The following is a 21227-nucleotide window of genomic DNA, read 5'->3' as shown; positions in this document are numbered from 1 at the left end:
ATGTCCCCTCGTGCGCCCCGCACCGTCTCCCCGCCCAACAACCCGTCTTCGCATGCCTTCCGACGCCGTGACCTGCTCAGCGGGGTGGGAATGGCCGCCAGCATGGCGCTGGTGGGTTGTGGTTCCCCCGCAGCGGATGGCCAGGAGACAGCGGAGTCACCCACGGCGTCGTCGTCACCCAAACCCACGGTTCAGCCCACTGACCCGCCGCTGAAGATCCAAACGGGGACCAGGTACGACGTCGCTGAGGCAGTCATGCTGCCCTACGGCCAGGACGCTGCTCGGCAGTACGGCGAACTGTACGTGCCGCAGGAGCTGCCCAAGAACGTCAAAGTTCCCGTGGTCATGCTGCTGCACGGGGGCAGTTGGAAGAACAGTTCCACGCTGAACTACATGCGCGCGATCGCACGGAACATGGCCTCCTACGGGGTGGTCGCCTGGAACGTCGAGTACCGCGGGATCGGCGGCGGGGGAGGGTGGCCCAACACGTTCACCGACGTCGCGGCAGCCATGGACCACGTACCGCGCCTGGCCCAACACATTGGGCGGGAGATTGATCGCAAACGGTTCGTTCTCAGCGGGCACAGTGCCGGTGGGCATCTGGCCGCATGGGCTGCCTCACGGCACGTCAGGGGCTCCCAGCAACCCGGCGGCTGGCCCGTGCTGCGTCCATCAGCTTGTGTGGCTTTCGCCGGGGTGTATGACCTGGTCTACGCGCAACAGAGCGGGCACCGTCAAATGGTCAATCTGATGGGTGGCACACCGGCTCAGGTTCCCGTGAACTACGACCTTGCATCCCCGATCGACAACATTCCGGACCAGGTCAAGTTCACCTGCTGCCACGGCACCACGGATTCCGTGGTCCCCATTGCCCAGACGTACAACTACGCCGCCATGGGGGAGAGCAAGGGGAACCCTGCGGAGACACTGATTCTGCTGGACACGGATCATCTTGCGTGGACCAAACCGGAGACCGACGCCTATGCGGTGGGTCAGCAGAAATTGCTGGACGCCGTCATGACGGCGGGTGCCTGAGCACCGCGCTCAGGTCGCGGGGTGGAGAGCGGTCACTGTCCTGCCATGGTGGCCAGGATGCGGTCATGGGCCACCTGCCACGGGTGGGACTTCTCGGTGGTCCAGGAGTTGTGGGAGGCATCCGGGAGAATGACGCCCTCGGCATTGTCGCCGGCACTTTGAGCGGCACTCAGATAAGTCTGCGCCTGCGCCACCGGCACCACGGAATCGTTCTGCCCGTGGAAACACACAAGGTGATGGTGCGTGGGCAGGTGCTTGATCGGGGAGGCCATGGCGTAGCGGTCCGGGTAGGTCTCCGGCTCCCCGCCCATCAGCGGAATCATGTACCGGTCCTTGTTGTCCTCCGCCAGAGTGAGGTCATAAACCCCGGCCATGGGGAAACATGCCTTGACGCCCAGTGCCGGGGCCCCGCCGGGTTCTCCAGTGTTGTTGGTGCCCCGGGAGGCCGCCCACGCCGCCAAGTTGCCGCCTGCGCTGTGCCCCGTGATGAAGAACCGCCCGGTGTCCACGGGGTTGCCGATCTTTTCCCCCAGGTGGGGACCAGGTCCATGGCGGCGGCGATGTCCTCGAAGGTCTGCGGCCAGCCACCGCCGCCGTCCACGCCCCGGTACTCCACGTTCCACGCAACAGCACCGTGCGCGGCCAAGGACTTTGACAGCGATTACATGTAGTTGAGATTGGAGGTGGCCATCCAGCCACCTCCGTGGATCATCATCACCACGGCCACCGGGGCTGATGTGGGCAGCGGTTGTGGGATCCACAGTTGCCCGTACTGGCGCTGTGACTCCGTGCCGTACTTGACCACAACGGGGTCCCCCACGGTGTACGTGTCCGTGGTGGCCACGGCAACGGGTTGAGGGGAGGGGGAGGATTGTCCGGGGGAGGCACCCGCGGCGCCGTCGGAGTTCGACGACGCACATGCACTCAAGGTGGCACCGGCTGCCACACCCAGGCCCAGCCCCAGGCCTTTGAGCAAGCCGCGCCGTGAAAACTGGCTCAGTGCCGGGGTTTCCAGGCAAGCCCCCATGCGGTCTGGATGCGAGGTCATGCGTCCATGGTAGAGGCTCCACCTGGTGCGTGATTCCCGGCTCAGTCGTGCATGGCCTCCAGCTCCACACCCTTGGTTTCTCGCACGGCCTTGACCACAAAGAACACGGAGACCAGGGCAAAGAACGCGTAGAGGCCGTAGGCGAACACCAGGGACGCTTCCGAGATGATGGGGAAGGTCACGGTCACCAGCCAGTTGGCGATCCACTGGATGAAACCGGCCACGGCCAGGGCCGCCCCGCGGATCTTGTTGGGGAACATCTCCCCCAACAGGACCCACATCACGGGTCCCCAGGAGATGCCGAAGAACACCACGTAAAGATTGGCGGCAACCAGGGCGATCAACCCGGCGGTGTCACCCAGGACCGGTCCGGCATCAGTGACCGTGGCCGTGGCGAACACTGCGGCCATGGTGCCCAGGGTCAGGGCCATGCCGATGGAACCGATCAACAACAGGCGTTTGCGCCCGATCTTGTCCACCAGCAGGATCGCCACAATGGTCACCACCACGTTGGTCACGGAGGTGATGGTGGAAATGGTGAAGGCATCGCCTTCCTGGAACCCCACCGACTGCCAGAGCTGGTTGGAGTAGTAGAAGATCACGTTGATGCCCACCAGTTGCTGCAAGGCGGCCAGGCCGATGCCGATCCACACGATCGGCTTGAGCCCAAAGGCTTTGCCCGCAAGATCGGACAGGCGGGGGTTGTGTTCCTTGTCCAGGGTCCGCTCGATCACGGACATGCGGTGCTCCGCGGGGGCCTGCCCCTGGAGGCGGACCATCACCGTCATGGCCTCGTCCCGGCGTCCCTGTTGGACCAGCCACCGGGGGGATTCGGGGATGGTGTAGGCGCCCACCAGGTAAATTATGGCCGGTATGGCTTCCAGCAGGAACATCCAGCGCCAGGCGTCCAGACCGAACAACCAGGAGGATTCGGCCGAACCGGCAGAGCCAACGATGATGCGGTTGGTGATCTGGGAGGCAAAGATGCCCAGCACAATGCCCATCTGCTGCAGGGAGCCCAGGCGGCCGCGGATGTCCGCCGGGGCGATTTCTGCAATGTAGGCCGGGGCAATGATGGAGGCCACGCCCACCCCCACACCGCCCACCACGCGCCAGAAGACCAACCAGTAGAAGCCACCCATGTCTGGGCCGAAGAATGGATCGATGGCGCAGAAGATGGAGGAGAGCAGGAACAGGATCGCGGCAATGCGCATCACGCGCACGCGCCCCAATTTGTCCGCCAGGCGCCCGCCCAAGGCCGCGCCGGCTGCCGCACCCAACAGCGCGGAGGCCACGGCACTGCCCAGGGCAGTGGGGCCCACGCCAAAGTATTCGCGCATGGCGCCCGTGGCACCGTTGATGACCGCGGAGTCGTAACCGAACAGGAATCCGCCGATGGCTGCCACGATGGTGATACGAACCACCGCGCTGGTGTTGGCCGTGTGGCCTGCCACGGAGGTGGGGGAGGTGTAGGTGGACATGCGCTGCTCCTTGCCTGCCCGGGGCCGCGCCAAGTTCATGACGTGGATCACGGTCTGAGTGTCTCGCTAGGCTAAAGCGCAGCCTCCTGAGTGTCCACACGATGACGTCACGGTGACGCCGGGGTGAATCCGTCGGTCGGGCAACCACCGTTCAGTGGCCATCACCCTTGTGTCGTGAGGTGATGCGTCACTAAAATGGTGGACAGACAACATGTTGTTTCGGCAACCTGTCCCCCATCCCGGTGATTGACCGGATCCGTCACGGATGCTGATGCGGGATGAGAGTCGATCCGGTCAACATGGGGATTCGGGTCCGCTGGGAGCGGATTCATGGGGGTGCCACGGGGCTGTGGATGGATCTCACGCCACATCACGCGCCACCGGGGCATGAGCTTGAGGGGGCGATGTGAACGGCAACGGCCGGACGCGTGGGTTGATCAGGGGTCGCGGACGTCACCGTGATCCGCAGGCAACCACCATCTGGCGACCCCGCATGCCGGTTTCCTCCACAGGAGTTCCCGTTTACGTCACGGCGGCAGCCGGCGCCGTGGTGGCTGGCATGATCACAACCGTTGCCCCCAGCACCACCGCAGAAACCACGCGCACCGACCCTGTGGGTTCCCAGGACTCCTCTTCGCGGGACGCCCTGGTGGCCGCGCTTGGATCCACACCTCAACCCACCGTCACTGCGTGGCCGAGCACCGGCGTCACACAGGGGCAGAACCCTGCAGCTGGGGACAGCGGGTGGGTTGCTGCCCCGGCACCGCCTGAACCCGGCAAGGCCGGGACACGCACCTATGTGTTGCCCAGCCCCGCCGGAGTCCTGCGGGCCGGGTCTGCCGTTCGGCAGATGGGCCGCGGCGTGGGATCTGCATTCTCCAACCAGAGCAAGCCCGGATGGTCCGCCCACCCTGCGGTGCCGCTTGCAGGACCGGTACTTCCCGACGCCGTGGTGGTGGGAACTGTTCAGGTCGCCATGCCCTCGGGGGCTGTGGCCGCCTTCCAGGCCGGGCAGCTGGACCTGCCGCAGCTCGAGCTGGCCGGCATGGACCGGGCGGTGGCCTTTCCCCCGCTGCGGGATCCGGTGGCGGTGGTGGATCCCACGCGGTTGGTGGGTCAACCTCCGTTGGCCCCCTTGGCCGTCTCCAGCGCGACACCGGTGAGCCTTGCGGTGGGTGATCTGGTGGTGGTGCCTGCCACGGTGGTGGAGGTACCCCGCGTCCCCGTGCAGGTCCCGGGTGGTCTGGTGCCTGATCCAGCCACTTCGGATGTCACGTCTCCCACACCATCTGAGGATGGCGTGGTGCTTGCGCAGGAGTCATCGGTGGGAGGGACTGAACTCAGTACCGAGCTGCTGACGCCGCGGGCCATGCCGTTCTCTGCAGTGGCACAGGATGACCACGCATCCCCGGTGCTGGGTGAATTCCTGGTGGAGCCGCCGTCAGCGTTGCCTCAGTCCGACGTGCCCCCGCTCGGTGTGCCGCAGCCTGTCTTGCCGCAGCCCCAGGTGCTTCAATCCGTGGTCCCGCAACCGGAAGATCCGCAACCGGTGGAGTTTCCCCAGGCGCATGTTCCCCAGCCCCTGATTCCGCAGATGCCGAGCGCGCATTTCGAGACCCCGCAGCCGGAGAACTCGCAACCGGAGTTCTCCGAGCCGGTGGGGAACTCGACCATGCCGTGGCCCACCCATCCGGAGACGTCGTCGTTGGACCCGGATGAGCTCATCCTCAGCGACGGTCTCCAGTGGGTGCCTGCCCCGCAGCCCCCACCACAAGCCGAGCCCAGTGCCTGGGTGCCGTTGGATTCACGTCTGGCAGTCCCGGACGAATCAGCTGCCCCGGCACAGTCAGTCGTCCCGGCACCACCAGAAGCCCCGGCCGAACCTGCCGTCCCAACGGATCCTGCTTCCCTTGAGATCCCACAAGAAGCCACGTCAGAGACCGTGTCACCACCACATGTGGGCACCGGTGAGCCATCCGTGGAGCCCTCGGCCCAGCCTCCCGCCGGTGAGTGACCCTGGAAGCTGCCTGAAAATATTCCCGTTTGTTGTTCAACTTCGACGTGGCGTTTAGAGATTTTCGCAACTGATGCCACAATCGAAGAATGTCTTCCCCGGCGCAGAACACTTCCCCCTCGCCGGACCGCACGACGTGGCGACTGCCGCAGCTGGAGCACTGGGTCATCATCCCGCTGATTGTCATCCTGGCAATCGGAACGGTGGGACGGATCATCAGCTTCACCCCGCAGGTCGGTGCCGCTGAATCGCAGGTCCTCGCAGCACTCGAACCCGTGCGTTCTTCCATGATGTTGGCCGCTGCCAACTTTGTGCACGGCGCGTTCAGTGCACCCATGATTTTTGCCGTGATCGCCGCTTTGACCGCCTGGTTGGTGGTCATCCGCCGGTCCGCTCGGGATGCTGCCGGTTTTGCGGTGATCGCCGTCGTCGCTTCCACGGTGTGCTTCATGACCCAGCAGATCGTGTCCCGGCCGGCGCCGGTGATCCCGGGGGAAACGTTGACTGCTGCTGAGACGGCGTCGTCCATGCCCGCCGGTGCGGTGTGCGGCGCGGTGGTGATCACCTTGGCCCTGCTGGTGACTGCACGTCATCACGCCAAGGCCACTCTGCTGTTGGCCATTGGTGGCGGCGTGACGCTGCTGGTTGCCGCTGCCACATTGGTCGGTTCCTCGGCCTACCTGCTGGATGTTCTGGCCGCAGCACCCGTGGCTTGGGCAGGCATCGCGTTGGGGTGCGGTGTGGCCAACCGGGCCGTGCCCGCCATGGCGCAGACCTTCGGGTGGGACCTGAACCAGAGCGAACGCAAGCTCAACTACCGCAGCCCCGACCGCAGCGTGGCCTACGCGCAAACCCACCAGCCGGCGCCCCAGACCACCGCGGACCTTTCCGTCACCGCCAGGGATTACGACGACGGCCCCGTCACCGAGGAGATCCCCGTCATCCGGCACAACGCCGCCTGATCCCACCCTCATACGCCGAGTAGGCCTTTTGATCGCTGCTGACTGACCCAGGGGCGATCAAAAGGCCTACTCGGCGTATGAGGGGGAGGGGGGTCTCAGCGGTCGATCCTACGGTGGAAGGGCCACCAGATGATCCGGCCCATGTCGTAGGTCAGGGCCGGCACCAGCAGGGAGCGGACCAGCAACGCATCCAGCAGCACGCCAAAGGCCACGACGAACGCCAGCTGGACCATGAACACAATGGGGATCACGGCCAGGGCGGCAAAGGTGGCGGCCAACACCACACCCGCCGAGGTGATTACACCACCGGTGAGCACCAGGCCCCGCAGGATCCCGGCCCGTGTTCCGTGCTCCAAGGACTCTTCCCGCACCCGCGACATCAGGAAGATGTTGTAGTCGATGCCCAAGGCCACCAGGAACACGAAGGCGTACAGGGGTACGGAGGCGTCAGATCCGGGGAAGTTGAACACATGGTTGAACAGCAGTGCTGAAACACCCAGGGCGGAGGCAAAGGAGATCACCGTCAGGATGATCAGCAGTACCGGTGCCAGAACGGAGCGCAGCAACAGCATCAGGATGATGGTCACCACCACCAGGATGATGGGGATGATCAGGTTGCGGTCGTGGATGGAAGCGGCCTGGGTGTCCATGCTGCTGGCCGTTTCCCCGCCCACAATGATGCTGGAATCCACGTCCTTGAGCTCCGTGCGCAACTGAGTCACGGCTTCCTGGGCTTCATCCGAGTCAGGTGCCACCGTGGTGGTGATCTGAATCTGGACGTCACCGTCAGAAACTGTGGGCTCCACGCCGGCAAACGGGTTGGCACCATCAGGTGCACCCTGGAACTGCTGCGCCTGCTCTTCAGCAGCAGTGCCCAGGGGCAGGGAGCCGGACGGCGAATCGTTGGCGGTCACCGCCACGGAGTCGGTCACCTCCAGCTCTTCGGCCCGTTCAGCCACCTGGTCCTGGGTGCCATCCGGTGCGATCACGGTGATGGGTGAGCCCGTGCCACCCGGGAAGTGCGCGGACAGGGCGTCCTGGCCATCGGAGGCAGGGGAGTCCCCGATCAAGGTTTCTGACTGCTTGAGGCCGGAGGCCTGCAGGGTTGGGGCAAAGGCCGCCATGGCCACCAGAGCAATGGTGGCAACAATCCACACCACCCGGAACCGGCGGGCCACAAACCGGCCGATGCCGGCCCACAGGCCCTTGCCCGTGACCGTGGGAAGGCCGTCCACACCACCGGGGTCCACCACGCGCACGGCGTCGGGCCGGTTGGGATCGTACTTGGGGCGCGAGGGCCAGAACCCTGCCCGCCCCAGTACGTAGAGCACGGCCGGGAGGAACGTCAGTGCCGCCAGCATGGAGAACGCAATGCCCGTGGCGGCCGCCGGTCCCAGCGCCTTGGTGGAGCCCAGGTCGGAGAACAGCAGGCACAACAACCCGGCGATCACGGTGGAGCCGGAGGCCAGGACCGGTTCAATGGTGCCGCGAATGGCAGTGCGGGTGGCGGTGGCCTTGCTGCGGTCCTCCCGCAACGCTTCCCGGTACCGGGCCGTGTAGAGCAGGCAGTAGTCCGTGGCGGCACCCACCACCAGGATGAACAGAATGCCCTGGACCTGGCCGTCAATCTGGATCAGCCCGGCCTGCGCCGTTAGGTAGACCACAATGATGGCTGCGCACAGGGCCGCCATGGCCGTGATCAGCACAATCACCGGCAGCAGCGGGGAGCGGTAGACGATCACCAGGATCACGAACACCACAGCCAGTGCCACCAGCAGCAAGATCCCGTCAATGCCCGCAAAGCCCTCGGCCAGCTCAGTGGCGAATCCCGCCGGGCCGGTGACGTACGTGTTCAGGCCCTCCGGTGCGGTGTCCTGCATTTCCGTACGGAGGTCGGAAACCTGCTCGTCATAGGTGTTCTCGTTCATGGGGACAAAGACTTGCAGGGCCTTGCCGTCCTCGGACTCCACCGGCGGGGAGGCGGTCTCCTCCGCGAGTCCTGCATCCACCAGGGATTCGCTGAGGTTCTCAGCCCAGTCCCGGTCATCCTCCGTCAGACCGCCGTCGCGCTGCATCACGGCAACACCCGGGACAAAGGGGTCCTCCACAAAGTCGTCCGCCCGGTTGGAAACCTGGGTGGACTCCGCCGTCTCCGGCAGGAACGAGGACTGGCTGGACTCCACCACCTCGCTGATGCGGCCAAAGAACGGGCCACCCAAACCAATCACCACAACCCAGGCCAGCAAGGCGAAGGCGGGCAACAGGATGCGCAGCCACGTGGGGCCGCGCCGCCCGTTCTCCTGCTCCGGAGCTGCACGACGACGACCCGTGGAACTGCTGTCCCAGGGCAACTCCGTGTGCTCGGTGGCCGGTTCGTGCGGCGTCGTGGGCTCCGGTGTTGAAGCGGAGGAGGAGGTGGTGCTGGGTGCCATGAGGGGCGCTCCGATGTGGTGTGGGCCCCGGATGGCGGGTCCTGGAAATGGGATGCGGAGGGGGTGGTGCCGTGAAGACACCACCCCCGACAGCTTACGAGTGGTTCACGTTTCGTAGTACCGAAGCGTGAAAGACCCTGTCAGTGGACACCGACTCAGTTGAACTCCATGGGATCCGGGCCCAGGCGGCCGTTGTCACGCCCGAGCTCGGTCAGACGCTCCAACTGTTCCTCGTCCAGGGTCACCTGCAACGCACCCCAGTTCTCCCGGATGCGCTCCGGGGTGACGGACTTGGGGAACACGATGTTGCCGATGGCCAACTGCCACGCCAGCACGGTCTGAGCGGGGGTGGCACCCACTTCCTCAGCAATCTCCGTGACCGTGGGATCCGTGAGGACCTCCCCACCCTGGCCCAGCGGCGACCATGCCTCCGTGAGCACACCGTGGGAAGCATTGGCAGCGCGCAACTCCACCTGCGGGAAGTAGGGGTGCAGCTCGATCTGGTTGACGGCAGGGGTCACGCCGCTGTTCACCAGCTCCTCCACCAGGTGGGCCGGGAAGTTGGAGACTCCGATGGACCGGGCCCGCCCACTGTTGCGCAGTTCAACCAGGGCTTCCCAGCTGTCCCGGTAGAGACCGTTGGCGGGGCAGGGCCAGTGAATCAGGTAGAGGTCCACGTAATCGGTTCCCAGCCGCTGCAAGGACTGGTCCATGGCCTTCAAGGCGGAGTCGTAACCCTGGTCCTGGTTCCACAGCTTGGTGGTCAGGAAGATCTCCTGCCGGTCCAGGCCGGACTCAGCAAGAGCGCGACCCACGCCTTCCTCGTTGCCGTAGATCGCGGCGGTGTCAATGTGCCGGTACCCCGTTTCCAGAGCTGCGGCCACGGAAGCCTGCGCCACGTCCGGTTCCACCTGCCACGTGCCGAAACCCAGCTGGGGAATGGTGTGGTCATCGTTCATGGTCGAAACGGGTGAGGCGGTCATGAATGCTCCTATCAGGCGGCAGGTTGAGCCGCAGGTTGTGAACCTTGCACCCAGTCAACCGTTACCTGATGAGGTTCACAAGCTGGCTGGGTGTTCACGCAGCGGCAGCCGCCTCACACAGTGCGGCAACCGTCTCACACAGTGCAGCTACGGCCTCACAGTGCAGCTACGGCCTCACAGTGCGGCAACCATCCGGGGCAGTGCCTGGCCGGAGGGCAACCGCACCTCGTAATCGGCGTAGGCAGAGAACTCGGTGGGCTCCGGGTTGATCTCCACCACCGGAACCCCGAGTCCCAGGGCGGTCAGGGGGAGGGAGGCAGCCGGCTGCACGATTCCGGAGGTGCCCACCACCAGCACCAGATCAGCCCCGGCCATGGCTTCCTCGGCAGCTTGGAAGGCATCCATGGGAAGCGCCTCCCCGAACCACACCACACCGGGGCGGATCCGGGAGTCACACTCCAGGCATTCAGGTGGTGCCAGCGGCTGTGGGTCCGGGTCCACCGGCGCATCCAGACGCAACTGCGCAATCTGCCACTGATCCGCGGGCCGCCCACAGTGTTCACACCGGAAGTCGAACAGGGAGCCATGCAGGTGGGCCAACACCGGGGAACCAGCGCGCTCGTGGAGATCGTCCACGTTCTGGGTGCTGATGGTCACGGCGGCCCGCTGAGCCCAGGTGGTCAGGGCCACATGCCCCGGGTTGGGTTGAACGCCGCGCACCATGCGGGCGCGCTGGACGTACCAGGACCACACCACCTCTGGATCTGCCTCCCAAGCTTCCGGGGTGGCCAGCTCCTGCGGGGAGTAGCGTGCCCACAGCCCGGTCTCCGGGGTGCGGAAGGTGGGAACACCTGACTCCGCGGAAACACCGGCACCGGAGAGCACAGCCACCGTGCGTGCGGAGCGGGCAAGGTCAAGCACACGGTCATCCAGGGTCATGCCCTCCACGGTACTGCCCAGGGCGAACCTCCCGGCCAGTCACGGCCCTTCACCGGATCTGGTCCACATGGGTGTGGTGGAATGGATTCATGAAGTTCGACTTCCGCCGCCTGACCCCCGCACTGGTGACCTCACTTGCCCTGATCTTCTTTGCCCTGCTGTGTGCCAGCATCGGCTGGACGGTTTTTGCCTGGCTGGTGGGTCTGCTGGGCTTGGCACTGAACGTGGTGGGCATTGCGGTGGTTCAGATCGACGACGCCGCAGCCTCCTCCTCCGCCGTCGCTGAGCGCAACCGGGGCAAGGTGGGCGGCAAGCAGCCTGCTGCAGTGAGCGCTTCAGGTCATGCGGAGGCTGCCCCTGCACAAGGGCCGGTCAAGTCGAATCCCTTTGCTGACAAGGCCAAGAACGCCCGGGCTGCGTTGCGCAACTCGGCCTCGCGGGGTGGGCGCAGTTCTCAGGGCTCCGCCTCCACCGCGGCCGGCGGCAAAGACTCCGGGGCCTCCCGGCCTGTTGATTCCGCTGCCACCGATCCCACTGACTCAGATCAGTCGGGTGATTCCGTCAAGGTCAGCGATTCCCCCAAGATCACCAAGAGGCTCTGATGTCATCCGGCACGGTCATGAGCGTCAACACCGGCAGCAGGCAGCAGAATCCCGCGCCCAACAGTCTGGACACGGGCATTCACAAGGGGCCGGTGGACCACGCCGTGGAGATCCGTGACCCCGGAATGCGCGGGGATGGCCCCGGATCGGGTGTGATTGGCGACTACATCGGGGATGACCGCCACCACGGCGGTGAACACCAAGCCGTGTATGCCTTCGCTCGGGAAGAGTTGGACCACTGGGAATCGGAGCTGGGGCTCACCATCCCTCCCGGCACCTTTGGGGAGAACCTCACCATCGGTGATTACGACGTCGACTCCGCCCTGCTGGGGGAGATCTGGCGCATTGGGGAGGTCCGGTTGCAGGTCACGGGCGCTCGCACGCCATGCCGAACGTTTGCGGCCGTGATGCAACAGCAGGGTTGGGTCAAGACCTTCACGCAGCGTGCCCGTACCGGCGCCTACCTGCGGGTTCTGGAGGCCGGTGAGGTCAAGGCCGGGATGGATCTGACCGTGGAGTTCCGCCCTGATCACGGGATCACCGTGTCCCAGTCCTTCCGCGCTGCCACCACGCAGCAGTCTTTGCTGCCGGAGATGGTGGCCGCGGAGCCCTATCTGCATCCGGAACTGCGGCGTCGGGTGGAACAGGCGCTGGCCCGGCCCTGAGGCTGGTTCAGGTCAAGGTCAGTTCAAGGCGGCTGCGCGGTAGATCTTCTGTACGGCTTCCGGCTCCAGGCGCGTCTCCACAGCCGTGGTGTTCTCCGGATCCCTACGCAGATAGCGCACCGGTCCGTGTTGGCCGGCTTCCAGTCGGAGGGCATCCACCGTGGCGTAGCGCTGGATCAGGGTGGCCGTGAAGCCCTTGCCCTGAACGGGGGAGACCGCCATGGTCAGTTCCACCTCAACGGTGGGCACGTCTGCGGGAAGGTCTTCTTCCTGGGAGGCGTGCACGTCACGGGAGACCAGCGGATCCGGCTCGGCATCAGGGCGTGGGCTGGCATCCTGGGCCAGATCAGTGTCTGAGCTGAGGTCGGCTGCAGCGTCGTCGTCGTTGGTGGAGTCCGGGAAGTGGATGCTGCGCACCACGCCGATCCCGTAACCCACCGAACCCACCAGGTGTGAGCCCAGGACCTGCCGGGCCTGGCCCATGACGGTCTTGACGCGGGAGACCCAAACCAGTGTGGCCACCACCAGAATTGCGGCGATCACCGCAAGCCACAGCCCTGAGCCTGTGGCACGCCACTGCATCCACGCCGGAATCAGTAAAATCACGGCGATCACAGGTGCCAGGACGATCCACACGTTGCCCTTGACGCCGCCGATTTGCCGGAGGGCTTGAGGGTCGGAGCGCAATTCGTCCATGACCTGCCGGTCGAAATCGCGTTCGGCCGTGCTGCCTTCCGGGGGCAGGGGTGTGGGCCAGGTTCCCTGATCGTCCATGGGCCACATTCTGGCAGAGATGCGCCACGCCGCGACACGCCGGAGCTGGCAATGCCCGCGTGCGGTGTGCGCAGAATCGAGTTCCCCGCCAGGTAAGGGAAGTAGGCTGTCAATTGCTCCTGCAAGTACCGATGGGGGCCTTGGTTGACGTGTCGAACACAGATATTCGGCAGTATGATTACATTCATGTCAGAAACCCAGTGGCTGAGTCCAGAAGAGCGTGAGGCATGGTTGGGTCTCATCTCAGTCATGTTCAAAACGCCGGGAACCATTGAGCGCCAGCTCATCGAAGACTCATCGTTGAGCTTTGCCGAATACCTTGTGCTGGCCATTCTTTCCGAGGCCCCCGACCGCAAGCGCCGGATGTCCGATCTGGCTGCTGCCACCTTCACCGCGCAGTCCCGCCTGTCCAGGATCGTGACCCGTTTGGAGGCGCGCGACCTGGTGGAGCGCTACGGCGACGGCGGTGACAAGCGTGTTGTGGTGGCCACCCTCACGGACGCCGGCATGGAGTGTGTTGAACAAGCGACACCGGCGCACGTGGCTCACGTCCGCAAGGTCATCTTTGACAAGCTCTCCGCCGAACAGGTGGGCCATCTGGCTGCAATCTGCCGGTCCCTGGCGGAGGCCACCACCTCAGGCGAGCCCCAAAACAGCTGAGTCCTGCCGTAATCATTCTCACCCCACTTCCTCCCCGGCCGACTGCGAAAGCGGGCTGATGACCCCTGTGGGCAGCCCTAGAGTGGCTGCGTGAGTATGCACAATTCCCCCATGGCGTTGCTCTACAACGCCACCCGGGGACAAGAATTCAAAGGCAGTCGAGTGTCCCGGGAAACCGTGGCGCGAATCTTCCGTTTTGCTGCCCCGCACCGGCGGATGATGTTGATTTTCCTGGTGGTCTCCATCGGGGTCTCCGGTCTGGGGGTGATCACCCCCATCCTGGCCGGTGACGTGGTCAACGCCATCACCGGTGGCGGGCCGGTGGATCTGGTGGTGTGGCTCGCGGTGCTCATTGCCGTCGTGGCCATTGCCACCGCGGGACTCGGGATCCTGAACCGCTGGTTGTCCTCCACCATTGGTGAGGGTTTGATCCTGGATCTGCGCACGGCGGTCTACAACCATGTGCAGACCTTGCCGATCGCCTTCTTCACGCGCACCCGGACCGGCGCTCTGGTCTCCAGGCTGAACAACGACGTCATCGGCGCTCAGCGAGCCTTTTCCAACACGCTCTCCGGTGTGGTCTCCAACCTGGTCTCCGTGCTGCTGACCATCGGTGTGATGCTCACCATCTCCTGGCAGGTCACGTTGTTGTCCCTGCTGCTCTTGCCCATCTTCCTGGTGCCTGCCCGCCTGGTGGGTGGCCGACTGGCCAATTTGCAGCGGGAAGCCGCCCAGTACAACGCGGACATGTCCACGCAGATGACCGAGCGGTTTTCCGCCGGTGGCGCCACCCTGGTCAAGCTCTTTGGTGACCCCCGCTCCGAGTCCGGCGAGTTCGCCTCCCGCGCCGGCCGGGTCAAGACCATCGGCGTGCGGGTGGCCATGCTCCAGGCCACTTTTGTCACGGCCTTGACCTTGGTGTCCGCACTCGCCCTGGCCCTGGTGTACGGCGTGGGTGGTGTGCAGGCGATCCTGGGCAACCTGGATGCCGGTCAGGTGGTCACCCTGGCCATGCTGCTCAGCCAGCTCTACACGCCGCTGACCATGCTGGCCAACGCCCGCCTGGACATCATGAGCGCCCTGGTCAGTTTTGAGCGTGTGTTCGAGGTCCTGGACCTCAAACCCCTGCTCACCGAACGCGCGGATCCCGCCCCGATTCCGGGCGGCCCGCTCTCCCTGCAGTTCGACGACGTCGCCTTCACCTACCCCTCAGCCGAAGACGTCTCCCTGGCCTCCCTGGAGGATGTTTCCGTGTTGGACAACCGCGCCAACGAGCAGGTTCTGCACGGAGTGGACTTCACCGTGGAGCCGGGTCAGACCGTGGCGCTGGTGGGATCCTCCGGTGCCGGCAAGTCCACCATCGCCTCCCTGGTGCCCAGGCTCTACGACGCCACCACCGGTGCCGTGCGCCTGGGTGGGGTGGATCTGCGGGACGTCTCCTTCGAGCAGCTGCGCCACACCGTGGGCATGGTCACCCAGGACGGGCACCTGTTCCACGAGTCCATCAGGGCCAACATGGCGCTGGTCAACCCGCAGGCCACCGACGACCACATGTGGTCCGCGTTGCGCCGCGCCCGCATGGACCACGTGGTGGGGGAGCTGCCGGATGGCCTGGACACCGTGATCGGTGAACGTGGCTACCGACTCTCCGGTGGTGAACGGCAGCGGTTGACCATCGCGCGTCTGCTGCTGGCAGCCCCGCGTGTGGTGATCCTGGACGAGGCCACCTCCGCGCTGGACTCCACCAACGAGGCCCATGTGCAAGCCGCCTTGGATGAGGCCATGAGTGGGCGCACCGCGCTGGTGATTGCCCACCGCCTGTCCACGGTGCGCAAGGCGGACCAGATCCTGGTGATTGAAGGTGGCCGGGTGGTGGAACGTGGCCCGCACGCCGAGCTGTTGGCCGCTGGCGGCCGTTACGCAGAGCTCTACCAGACGCAGTTCGCCGAGCAGGAGTGACCCACCCCTCCGTCCGAGCGTGACCTCCTCCCCAGCCCATGGGTGACCTCCCTCGCCGAGTAGGCCGGTTGATCGCCCCTGACCCAGTCAGCAGCGATCAAACGGCCTACTCGGCGGAGAAGGTGGGGGGATCAGTGGCGGTGGGGTTGCGGTTCCGTGGCCTCATGGCGTCCGGTGGGACCGGAGGCCGGGTGGCGGGTGGTCAACTTGTCCTTGCCGCGGCCGGTCAGTGCCTTCACGCCTTCCAGCACCAGCACCACGGCGGCGCCCCACACCAGACCCAACACTGCGGAGAAGAAGGTGTTGACGATCCACGCCACAGCCCCCGCCAACACCGGAACGGCGTGGGCGGCGGCCTCAGCGGCGTGATGCACAAAGTTGTAGATGGGGTGCCAGCCGAGTTCGTGCAGGCCCACCAGGATGATGTGGCCACCCACCCACAGCATGGCCACGGTGCCGACCACGGAAATGACCTGCAGCACCTTGGGCATGGCCGCCACCAGGAACTCCCCGAACTTCTGGGCCCCGGCCGACTTCCGTGAGGCGAGCTTGAGGCCGATGTCATCCATGCGGATCAGAGCAGCCACCACGCCGTACACCAAGATGGTGATGCCGATGGCCACCACCACCAAAATGATGGCACGGTTGAAGATCGGCTCGGAGGCCACCTCGTTCAGGGAGATGACCATGATTTCCGCTGAGAGGATCAGGTCGGTGCGGATGGCACCGCCCACCATTTTGTCCTCGGCAGATTTGCCGTCGGCCTCGGCGTCGTCGGTCGCCACCACGGGCTCAATGTTTTTGTCGTGCCCGGAGATGGCACCCCAGATCTTCTCCGCACCCTCAAAGCACAGGTAAGTACCGCCCAGCATCAGGATGGGGGTCAGCGCCCACGGCGCGAACTGACTCAGCAGCAGGGCGATCGGGAGGATGATCACCAGCTTGTTGAACAGGGATCCCTTGGCGATCCGCCAGATGATCGGCAGCTCGCGTTGGGGGTCCACATCGCGGACGTACTGCGGGGTGACCGCGGTGTCATCAACGACGACGCCCGCCGCCTTGGCGCTGGCACGTCCAGCTGCGGCGCCGATGTCGTCAAGGGAGGCAGCAGATGCCCGGGCGAGTGCTGCGACGTCGTCGAGCAGGGCGATCAAACCGCCGCTCACAGGGCCAACTCCCCGTGGCAAAGTTCCATGTGGTGCAAAATCATGCGCTAAGAATACGTCTCCCAAGCCGGGCCGAATGTTAAGTGACCTGATGGTGTCCGAGGCATGGCATAGGCTGATCCAGTCAATCGAGGTCAGGAAAACCTGCCATGGGCAAAAACGCCATCAGCTTCCGCGACGTACGCAAGGTCTACCCGGACGGCACCACCGCCGTGGATGACCTCAATCTTGACGTACCAGTTGGGTCCCTCACGGTGTTCGTGGGCCCATCAGGATGCGGCAAGACAACGTCACTGCGGATGATCAACCGGATGGTGGAGCCCACCAGCGGTCAGATCCAGGTCAACGGGCAGGATGTCACCTCCGTGCCTGAGGCCGCGCTGCGCCGGTCCATGGGTTACGTCATGCAGGCTTCCGGACTGATGCCACACCGCACGGTGCTGGAGAACATCAGCACTGTTCCGCGGTTGCTGGGGGAGTCCAAACGTGACTCCAAACGGCGGGCTGAGGAGCTGCTGGAGACTATTGGCCTGGACCGCTCCCTGGGCTCGCGCTACCCCGCGCAACTGTCCGGGGGCCAGCAGCAGCGCGTGGGAGTGGCCCGGGCGCTCGCAGCGGATCCGCCCATCCTTCTGATGGATGAACCGTTCTCCGCGGTGGATCCCGTGGTGCGTGCCGATCTGCAGAACGAGTTGCTGGATCTCAAGCAGCGTTTGAACAAGACCATTGTTTTTGTCACCCATGACATGGATGAGGCCGTTCTGCTGGGGGACCGGGTGGCCGTGTTTGCCACCGGTGGCCGGTTGGCGCAGTACGCGACTCCGGAGGAAGTTCTGCGGGAACCGGCCGATCAGTTCGTCTCCGACTTTGTGGGCCGGGACCGTGGCTTCCGGGCGCTGTCCTTTGATTCCCGCGACATCCCGCTCTCCGGCGTGCTCACCCTGGACCCGCAGGGCCGGGTTGCCGAGCTGGGCACCCCAACCATGGGCTCGGGCGGCTCCGGCGGTTCCCGTGGCTCCACCGCTGCACACCAGACAGGTCCCAGTGCCGCCGTTGCCAACGGGTGGACCTTGGAGGTGGATGCGGCAGGAGCTCCCGTGGGGTGGATTCCGCCCTCAGGGGGAGAACCTGCCGGTGGTCAGGTCACACACCGGGTGGGTGGCTCCTTGTACCGTCCCGGTGGTTCCCTGCGCCAAGCTCTGGATGCGGCGCTGTCCTCACCGTCCGGGCTGGCCGTTGCAGTGGATGAACGCGGCAGATTGCGCGGGGTGCTGCGGCCTCAGGAGATCATGACCGCCATTGAGGCCGCACGGGAGTCCCGCTCATGACGTGGCTGCCGGAGAATCTGGATTTGGTCCTGCGTCTGACCGGGACCCATCTGATGCAGTCCGTGGTGCCGGTGGTGTTGGGTCTGCTGATCTCGGTTCCGTTGGCCCGTCTGGCGGCTGGTTCACGTCTGATCCGCCCGCTGATGGTCAACGGCGCCGCTCTGCTCTACACGATCCCCTCCCTGACACTCTTTGTGCTGCTTCCGGTGGTTCTGGGCACTCGGATCACCTCCATCATCAACGTGATCGTGGCTCTCACCATTTACGTGATCGCGATTCTGGTCCGGTCCTGCACGGATGCCTTTGCCGCCGTGGACCGCTCCGTTCTGCAGGCGGCCACCGCGGTGGGTTACACCAAGTGGCAGCGCTTCTGGGCCGTGGAACTTCCCCTGGCCGTGCCCGTCATGTTGGCTGGTGTGCGGACCGCGCTGGTGGCCAACATTTCCATGGTCTCCGTGGGCGCTGTGATCGGCATTCAGTCCTTGGGCACGTTGTTCACGGACGGTCTGCGCCGCAGCATTGCCGAGGAGATCCTGGTGGGTGTGGTGCTCACGGTGATCTTGGCCGTTGGCCTGGACCAGTTGCTGCGGCTGCTGGGCCTCTACCTCACGCGGTGGCAGCGCCCCGGGCGCCTCACCGCGGATTCATCTCACGACGACGCCCGGCGAACCTCGTCATCTGGCCCTCAGCCGTCTACTGCACCGGATCCGGATGAATCCGCCCGGCGGATTGCTGCAACGGGAGGTGGGGCATGAACCTGCTGAGCGGAATGTGGCAATGGCTGACGGATCCCACCAACTGGTCCGGATCAGGTGCCATTCCAGCGCGCGCCCTGGAACACATGGCGTATTCGGGCATTGTGATGGTGGTGGCGATCGTCGTCGCTGTGCCGTTGGGGATGTTGGTGGGGCACACGGGCCGCGGGTCCGGGGCTGTGATCGGGGTGGCCGGTGCCTTGCGTGCGCTGCCCACCCTGGGTCTGCTGACGCTGTTCTCCCTGCTGATGGGACTGGGCCTGGTGCCGCCGCTTCTGGCCCTGGTGATCCTGGCGGTGCCGCCCATCCTGACGGCAACATACGCCGGTGTGGCAGAGGTTTCCCCGGCCGTACGGGATGCCGCCAAGGCCCAGGGCATGACCCCCATGCAGGTCCTGACCCGTGTGGAGGTCCCGCTGGCCCTGCCTGTGGCCATGGGCGGAATCCGCAATGCTGCCTTGCAGGTGATTGCCACTGCCACTGTTGCCGCATACATCAATCTGGGCGGGCTGGGCCGTTATCTGATTGACGGGCTGGCCGTTCGTGACTACTCCCGCATGCTCGGTTCCGTGCTGCTGGTTGCCGTTCTGGCACTGGCCACGGATGCCGTTCTGGCGGCGCTGCAACGCGCTGTCACCTCCCCTGGACTGCGAACCACCGCACACTGACCACACAGCAATCACCTCAGGAGCACAACATGAAAGCCACCCTCCAGAACTCCTCCCGCCCCCGACTCTCCGTGTGGCGCCGCGCGGCCCTGCCCCTTGCCGCAGTGGGCGTCTTGACCTTGAGCGCCTGCGGCAGTTCGGACCCCTTGAACGGCGATTCCTCCGGCGGTGGTGACGGCACCGTGACCGTGGGGTCAGCTGATTTCCCTGAATCGCAGATCATTGCGGAGCTCTACGCAGGGGTGCTGCGGGATGCCGGGATCGAGGCCTCCACAGAGCCCGGTATCGGTGCGCGTGAGGCATACATCGGCGCGGTGGAGGACGGTTCCATTGACCTGGTTCCGGACTACTCCGGGAACCTGCTGCTCTACGTGGATCCGGAATCGGATGCAGCTTCCGGGGAGCAGATCCTGGATGCGCTCCCTGATGCCCTTCCGGACGGGCTGACCGTACTGGAGGCTTCTGAGGCAGAGAACAAGGACGCCATGGTGGTCACCCGCCAGACCGCGGACGAGTATTCCCTGACCAGCATTGCGGACATGGCCGAGGTCTGTGATCAGCTGGTGATCGCCGGACCGCCGGAGTTCCAGGAACGTGCTTACGGTCTGCCCGGTTTGGAGTCCAAGTACGGCTGCACGCCCCAGTCCTTTGAACCCATCAACGACGGCGGCGGCTCCCTGACCGTGGATGCTCTCACCCGTGGGGATGTGGACGTGGCCAACATCTTCACCACCACCCCCGCCATCAAGCAGCAGGACCTGGTGGTTCTGGAGGATCCGGAGAACAACTTCATTGCTCAGCAGGTTCTGCCCCTGGCTGCTGAGGACCGCTTGCCGGATGGTGCCGCTGATGCCCTCAATGAGTTCTCTGCCAAGCTCACCACGCGGGACCTGATTGAACTCAACCAGTCCGTGTCCGGTGATGGTTCGGTCAATCCTCAGCAGGCGGCCCGTGACTGGCTGGAGGCCAACGGGTACACCGACGCCTGAGCATTTCCCACAGCCTGTGGAGAACTCTGTGGAAAGGGCTGTGGACGGTTGTGGACCACCTGTGGATGGGGATTCTGTGGGCTGTTGAGCCCACAGAATCCCCATCCACAGGCCCATGTCACAAGGCTCCTCGACCAGGACCTGCAAAAATCAGGGAGCTTCACTATCATGAGCCTCGGTACTGGCAGCTGACCGGCCCGATCTGCACCACTGACGCGCGGCGGTGCTGCCAGACGCAATTTTCCTCGGAGTCAATGACGATCCTGAGCTCGGTTTGCCGTGAAGTTCTTGACTGCTTCAGGCCGAATCCAGGGAGTCACCATCACTCAGAACGCGCAGTTCGAGGCCACAGCTGATCCTCTCAGCCTGGGTCACCTCCTGCCCGCCTCGGGGGCCGACGGTGCTGACTTGCCGTCCGGACCGCATTCGATTCACGCCCTGCCTTCTCTTGCCCCGCAGTTGTCCGCCGTGGACTCCGGGACTTCCGACCACGCTTCCGTGGACGACCTGGTCTCCATGGCACGTGCGCGGATGCAGCAGATCGAGTTGGGGAAACAGGCTCAGCACGCGGAATTCGATCGGCGTTTGGAACGGCATCTGGAGCCCCTTATTCGCTCCATGCTCCAGCTCTACGGGCAGCACATCGCCCCGGATGAACTGGCTTTGGTGGTGGGTGATCTGGGGTCCCTGCTGGCCAGCTCCTGGTTGGCGCGGTCAGATTTCCTGCGCGGCATGGACTCTGACCGGGAGCACCAGGCGCCCTGGTG

Annotated in this window: 20 protein-coding genes; 12 read left to right on the top strand and 8 right to left on the bottom strand. The window is 65.0% G+C overall.

Annotation, left to right across the window (positions count from 1 at the left end):
* Complete coding sequence (locus tag L979_RS14435) at positions 1-1035, top strand: S9 family peptidase (RefSeq protein ID WP_052209498.1); 1035 nt, start codon at positions 1-3, stop codon at positions 1033-1035.
* Positions 1036-1067: 32 nt separating this feature from the next.
* Here the strand turns inward: L979_RS14435 and L979_RS14965 are convergent, their stop codons facing one another.
* From L979_RS14965 to L979_RS04740, 3 genes are read right to left on the bottom strand one after another with little or no spacing between them, the layout of a single operon-like run.
* On the bottom strand, positions 1068-1658 hold the full coding sequence (locus tag L979_RS14965) for a S9 family peptidase (RefSeq protein ID WP_197052070.1): 591 nt from the start codon (positions 1656-1658) through the stop codon (positions 1068-1070).
* 38 nt (positions 1659-1696) lie between these two features.
* A complete protein-coding gene (locus tag L979_RS16210) occupies positions 1697-2083 on the bottom strand; it encodes a hypothetical protein (RefSeq protein WP_197052069.1) in 387 nt (128 codons plus the stop codon).
* Positions 2084-2124: 41 nt separating this feature from the next.
* A complete protein-coding gene (locus L979_RS04740; protein ID WP_047689900.1) occupies positions 2125-3564 on the bottom strand; it encodes a sugar porter family MFS transporter in 1440 nt (479 codons plus the stop codon).
* 493 nt (positions 3565-4057) lie between these two features.
* Here L979_RS04740 and L979_RS04735 point away from each other — a divergent pair, with 493 nt between their 5' ends.
* Positions 4058-5578, top strand: a complete 1521-nt coding sequence (locus L979_RS04735) for a hypothetical protein (RefSeq protein WP_156125392.1) — start codon at positions 4058-4060, stop codon at positions 5576-5578.
* 89 nt (positions 5579-5667) lie between these two features.
* A complete protein-coding gene (locus tag L979_RS04730) occupies positions 5668-6540 on the top strand; it encodes a hypothetical protein (RefSeq protein WP_052209495.1) in 873 nt (290 codons plus the stop codon).
* 95 nt (positions 6541-6635) lie between these two features.
* On the opposite strand, the gene L979_RS04725 is transcribed toward L979_RS04730, so the two are convergent.
* The 3 genes from L979_RS04725 to L979_RS04715 form a co-directional block, all read right to left on the bottom strand.
* The gene (locus L979_RS04725; protein WP_156125390.1) at positions 6636-8972 is read right to left on the bottom strand and encodes an efflux RND transporter permease subunit; all 2337 of its coding nucleotides are present in this window, start codon (positions 8970-8972) and stop codon (positions 6636-6638) included.
* Between the two features lie 155 nt (positions 8973-9127).
* Positions 9128-9955, bottom strand: coding sequence for an aldo/keto reductase (locus L979_RS04720; RefSeq protein ID WP_047689882.1), 828 nt, complete (start codon positions 9953-9955; stop codon positions 9128-9130).
* A gap of 174 nt (positions 9956-10129) precedes the next feature.
* Positions 10130-10894: an NAD-dependent deacylase gene (locus tag L979_RS04715; protein WP_047689879.1), complete on the bottom strand. Its 765-nt coding sequence runs from the start codon at positions 10892-10894 to the stop codon at positions 10130-10132.
* A gap of 89 nt (positions 10895-10983) precedes the next feature.
* On the opposite strand from L979_RS04715, the gene L979_RS04710 reads away from it, so the two are divergent.
* Positions 10984-11496 (top strand): hypothetical protein, encoded by a 513-nt coding sequence (locus tag L979_RS04710; protein WP_047689875.1) that lies wholly within the window; start codon positions 10984-10986, stop codon positions 11494-11496.
* Entirely contained in the window at positions 11496-12161 is a 666-nt protein-coding gene (locus tag L979_RS04705) for an MOSC domain-containing protein (protein ID WP_047689872.1), read from the top strand. The genes L979_RS04710 and L979_RS04705 overlap by 1 nt, the downstream gene beginning before the upstream one ends.
* Positions 12162-12179: 18 nt before the next feature.
* On the opposite strand, the gene L979_RS04700 is transcribed toward L979_RS04705, so the two are convergent.
* A complete protein-coding gene (locus L979_RS04700; RefSeq protein ID WP_047689870.1) occupies positions 12180-12935 on the bottom strand; it encodes a hypothetical protein in 756 nt (251 codons plus the stop codon).
* Between the two features lie 186 nt (positions 12936-13121).
* Between L979_RS04700 and L979_RS04695 the strand changes: the two genes are divergently transcribed.
* Both L979_RS04695 and L979_RS04690 read left to right on the top strand, forming a co-directional pair.
* Positions 13122-13595 (top strand): MarR family winged helix-turn-helix transcriptional regulator, encoded by a 474-nt coding sequence (locus tag L979_RS04695; RefSeq protein WP_047689867.1) that lies wholly within the window; start codon positions 13122-13124, stop codon positions 13593-13595.
* A 96-nt stretch (positions 13596-13691) separates the two neighbouring features.
* Positions 13692-15554, top strand: coding sequence for an ABC transporter ATP-binding protein (locus L979_RS04690; RefSeq protein WP_047689865.1), 1863 nt, complete (start codon positions 13692-13694; stop codon positions 15552-15554).
* A 131-nt stretch (positions 15555-15685) separates the two neighbouring features.
* On the opposite strand, the gene L979_RS04685 is transcribed toward L979_RS04690, so the two are convergent.
* Positions 15686-16720, bottom strand: a complete 1035-nt coding sequence (locus L979_RS04685) for a DUF808 domain-containing protein (RefSeq protein WP_052209494.1) — start codon at positions 16718-16720, stop codon at positions 15686-15688.
* 149 nt (positions 16721-16869) lie between these two features.
* Between L979_RS04685 and L979_RS04680 the strand changes: the two genes are divergently transcribed.
* The 5 genes from L979_RS04680 to L979_RS04660 form a co-directional block, all read left to right on the top strand.
* Positions 16870-18048: an ABC transporter ATP-binding protein gene (locus L979_RS04680; protein ID WP_047689862.1), complete on the top strand. Its 1179-nt coding sequence runs from the start codon at positions 16870-16872 to the stop codon at positions 18046-18048.
* Positions 18045-18803, top strand: a complete 759-nt coding sequence (locus L979_RS04675; RefSeq protein WP_047689860.1) for an ABC transporter permease — start codon at positions 18045-18047, stop codon at positions 18801-18803. Before L979_RS04680 ends, L979_RS04675 begins: the two co-directional genes overlap by 4 nt.
* On the top strand, positions 18800-19471 hold the full coding sequence (locus L979_RS04670) for an ABC transporter permease (protein WP_047689857.1): 672 nt from the start codon (positions 18800-18802) through the stop codon (positions 19469-19471). The genes L979_RS04675 and L979_RS04670 overlap by 4 nt, the downstream gene beginning before the upstream one ends.
* Before the next feature lie 29 nt (positions 19472-19500).
* Positions 19501-20460, top strand: a complete 960-nt coding sequence (locus L979_RS04665; RefSeq protein ID WP_047689854.1) for an ABC transporter substrate-binding protein — start codon at positions 19501-19503, stop codon at positions 20458-20460.
* A 279-nt stretch (positions 20461-20739) separates the two neighbouring features.
* Positions 20740-21227 (top strand): hypothetical protein (locus tag L979_RS04660; protein ID WP_047689851.1); only part of this gene is annotated, 488 nt, incomplete at its 3' end.

The sequence above is a fragment of the Kocuria sp. ZOR0020 genome (assembly GCF_000800955.1).
GTDB lineage: Bacteria > Actinomycetota > Actinomycetes > Actinomycetales > Micrococcaceae > Kocuria > Kocuria subflava.
The sequence above is the reverse complement of the archived record's forward strand: the minus strand, read 5'-3'. Positions and strand labels throughout refer to the sequence as shown.

Coding starts and splice junctions, on each gene's coding strand:
- L979_RS14435 (WP_052209498.1), top strand. CDS start 1: ATGTCCCCTCGTGCGCCCCGCACCGTCTCCCCGCCCAACAACCCGTCT.
- L979_RS16210 (WP_197052069.1), bottom strand. CDS start 2,083: ATGACCTCGCATCCAGACCGCATGGGGGCTTGCCTGGAAACCCCGGCA.
- L979_RS04740 (WP_047689900.1), bottom strand. CDS start 3,564: ATGTCCACCTACACCTCCCCCACCTCCGTGGCAGGCCACACGGCCAAC.
- L979_RS04735 (WP_156125392.1), top strand. CDS start 4,058: ATGCCGGTTTCCTCCACAGGAGTTCCCGTTTACGTCACGGCGGCAGCC.
- L979_RS04730 (WP_052209495.1), top strand. CDS start 5,668: ATGTCTTCCCCGGCGCAGAACACTTCCCCCTCGCCGGACCGCACGACG.
- L979_RS04725 (WP_156125390.1), bottom strand. CDS start 8,972: ATGGCACCCAGCACCACCTCCTCCTCCGCTTCAACACCGGAGCCCACG.
- L979_RS04720 (WP_047689882.1), bottom strand. CDS start 9,955: ATGACCGCCTCACCCGTTTCGACCATGAACGATGACCACACCATTCCC.
- L979_RS04715 (WP_047689879.1), bottom strand. CDS start 10,894: ATGACCCTGGATGACCGTGTGCTTGACCTTGCCCGCTCCGCACGCACG.
- L979_RS04710 (WP_047689875.1), top strand. CDS start 10,984: ATGAAGTTCGACTTCCGCCGCCTGACCCCCGCACTGGTGACCTCACTT.
- L979_RS04705 (WP_047689872.1), top strand. CDS start 11,496: ATGTCATCCGGCACGGTCATGAGCGTCAACACCGGCAGCAGGCAGCAG.
- L979_RS04700 (WP_047689870.1), bottom strand. CDS start 12,935: ATGGACGATCAGGGAACCTGGCCCACACCCCTGCCCCCGGAAGGCAGC.
- L979_RS04695 (WP_047689867.1), top strand. CDS start 13,122: ATGTCAGAAACCCAGTGGCTGAGTCCAGAAGAGCGTGAGGCATGGTTG.
- L979_RS04690 (WP_047689865.1), top strand. CDS start 13,692: ATGCACAATTCCCCCATGGCGTTGCTCTACAACGCCACCCGGGGACAA.
- L979_RS04680 (WP_047689862.1), top strand. CDS start 16,870: ATGGGCAAAAACGCCATCAGCTTCCGCGACGTACGCAAGGTCTACCCG.
- L979_RS04675 (WP_047689860.1), top strand. CDS start 18,045: ATGACGTGGCTGCCGGAGAATCTGGATTTGGTCCTGCGTCTGACCGGG.
- L979_RS04670 (WP_047689857.1), top strand. CDS start 18,800: ATGAACCTGCTGAGCGGAATGTGGCAATGGCTGACGGATCCCACCAAC.
- L979_RS04665 (WP_047689854.1), top strand. CDS start 19,501: ATGAAAGCCACCCTCCAGAACTCCTCCCGCCCCCGACTCTCCGTGTGG.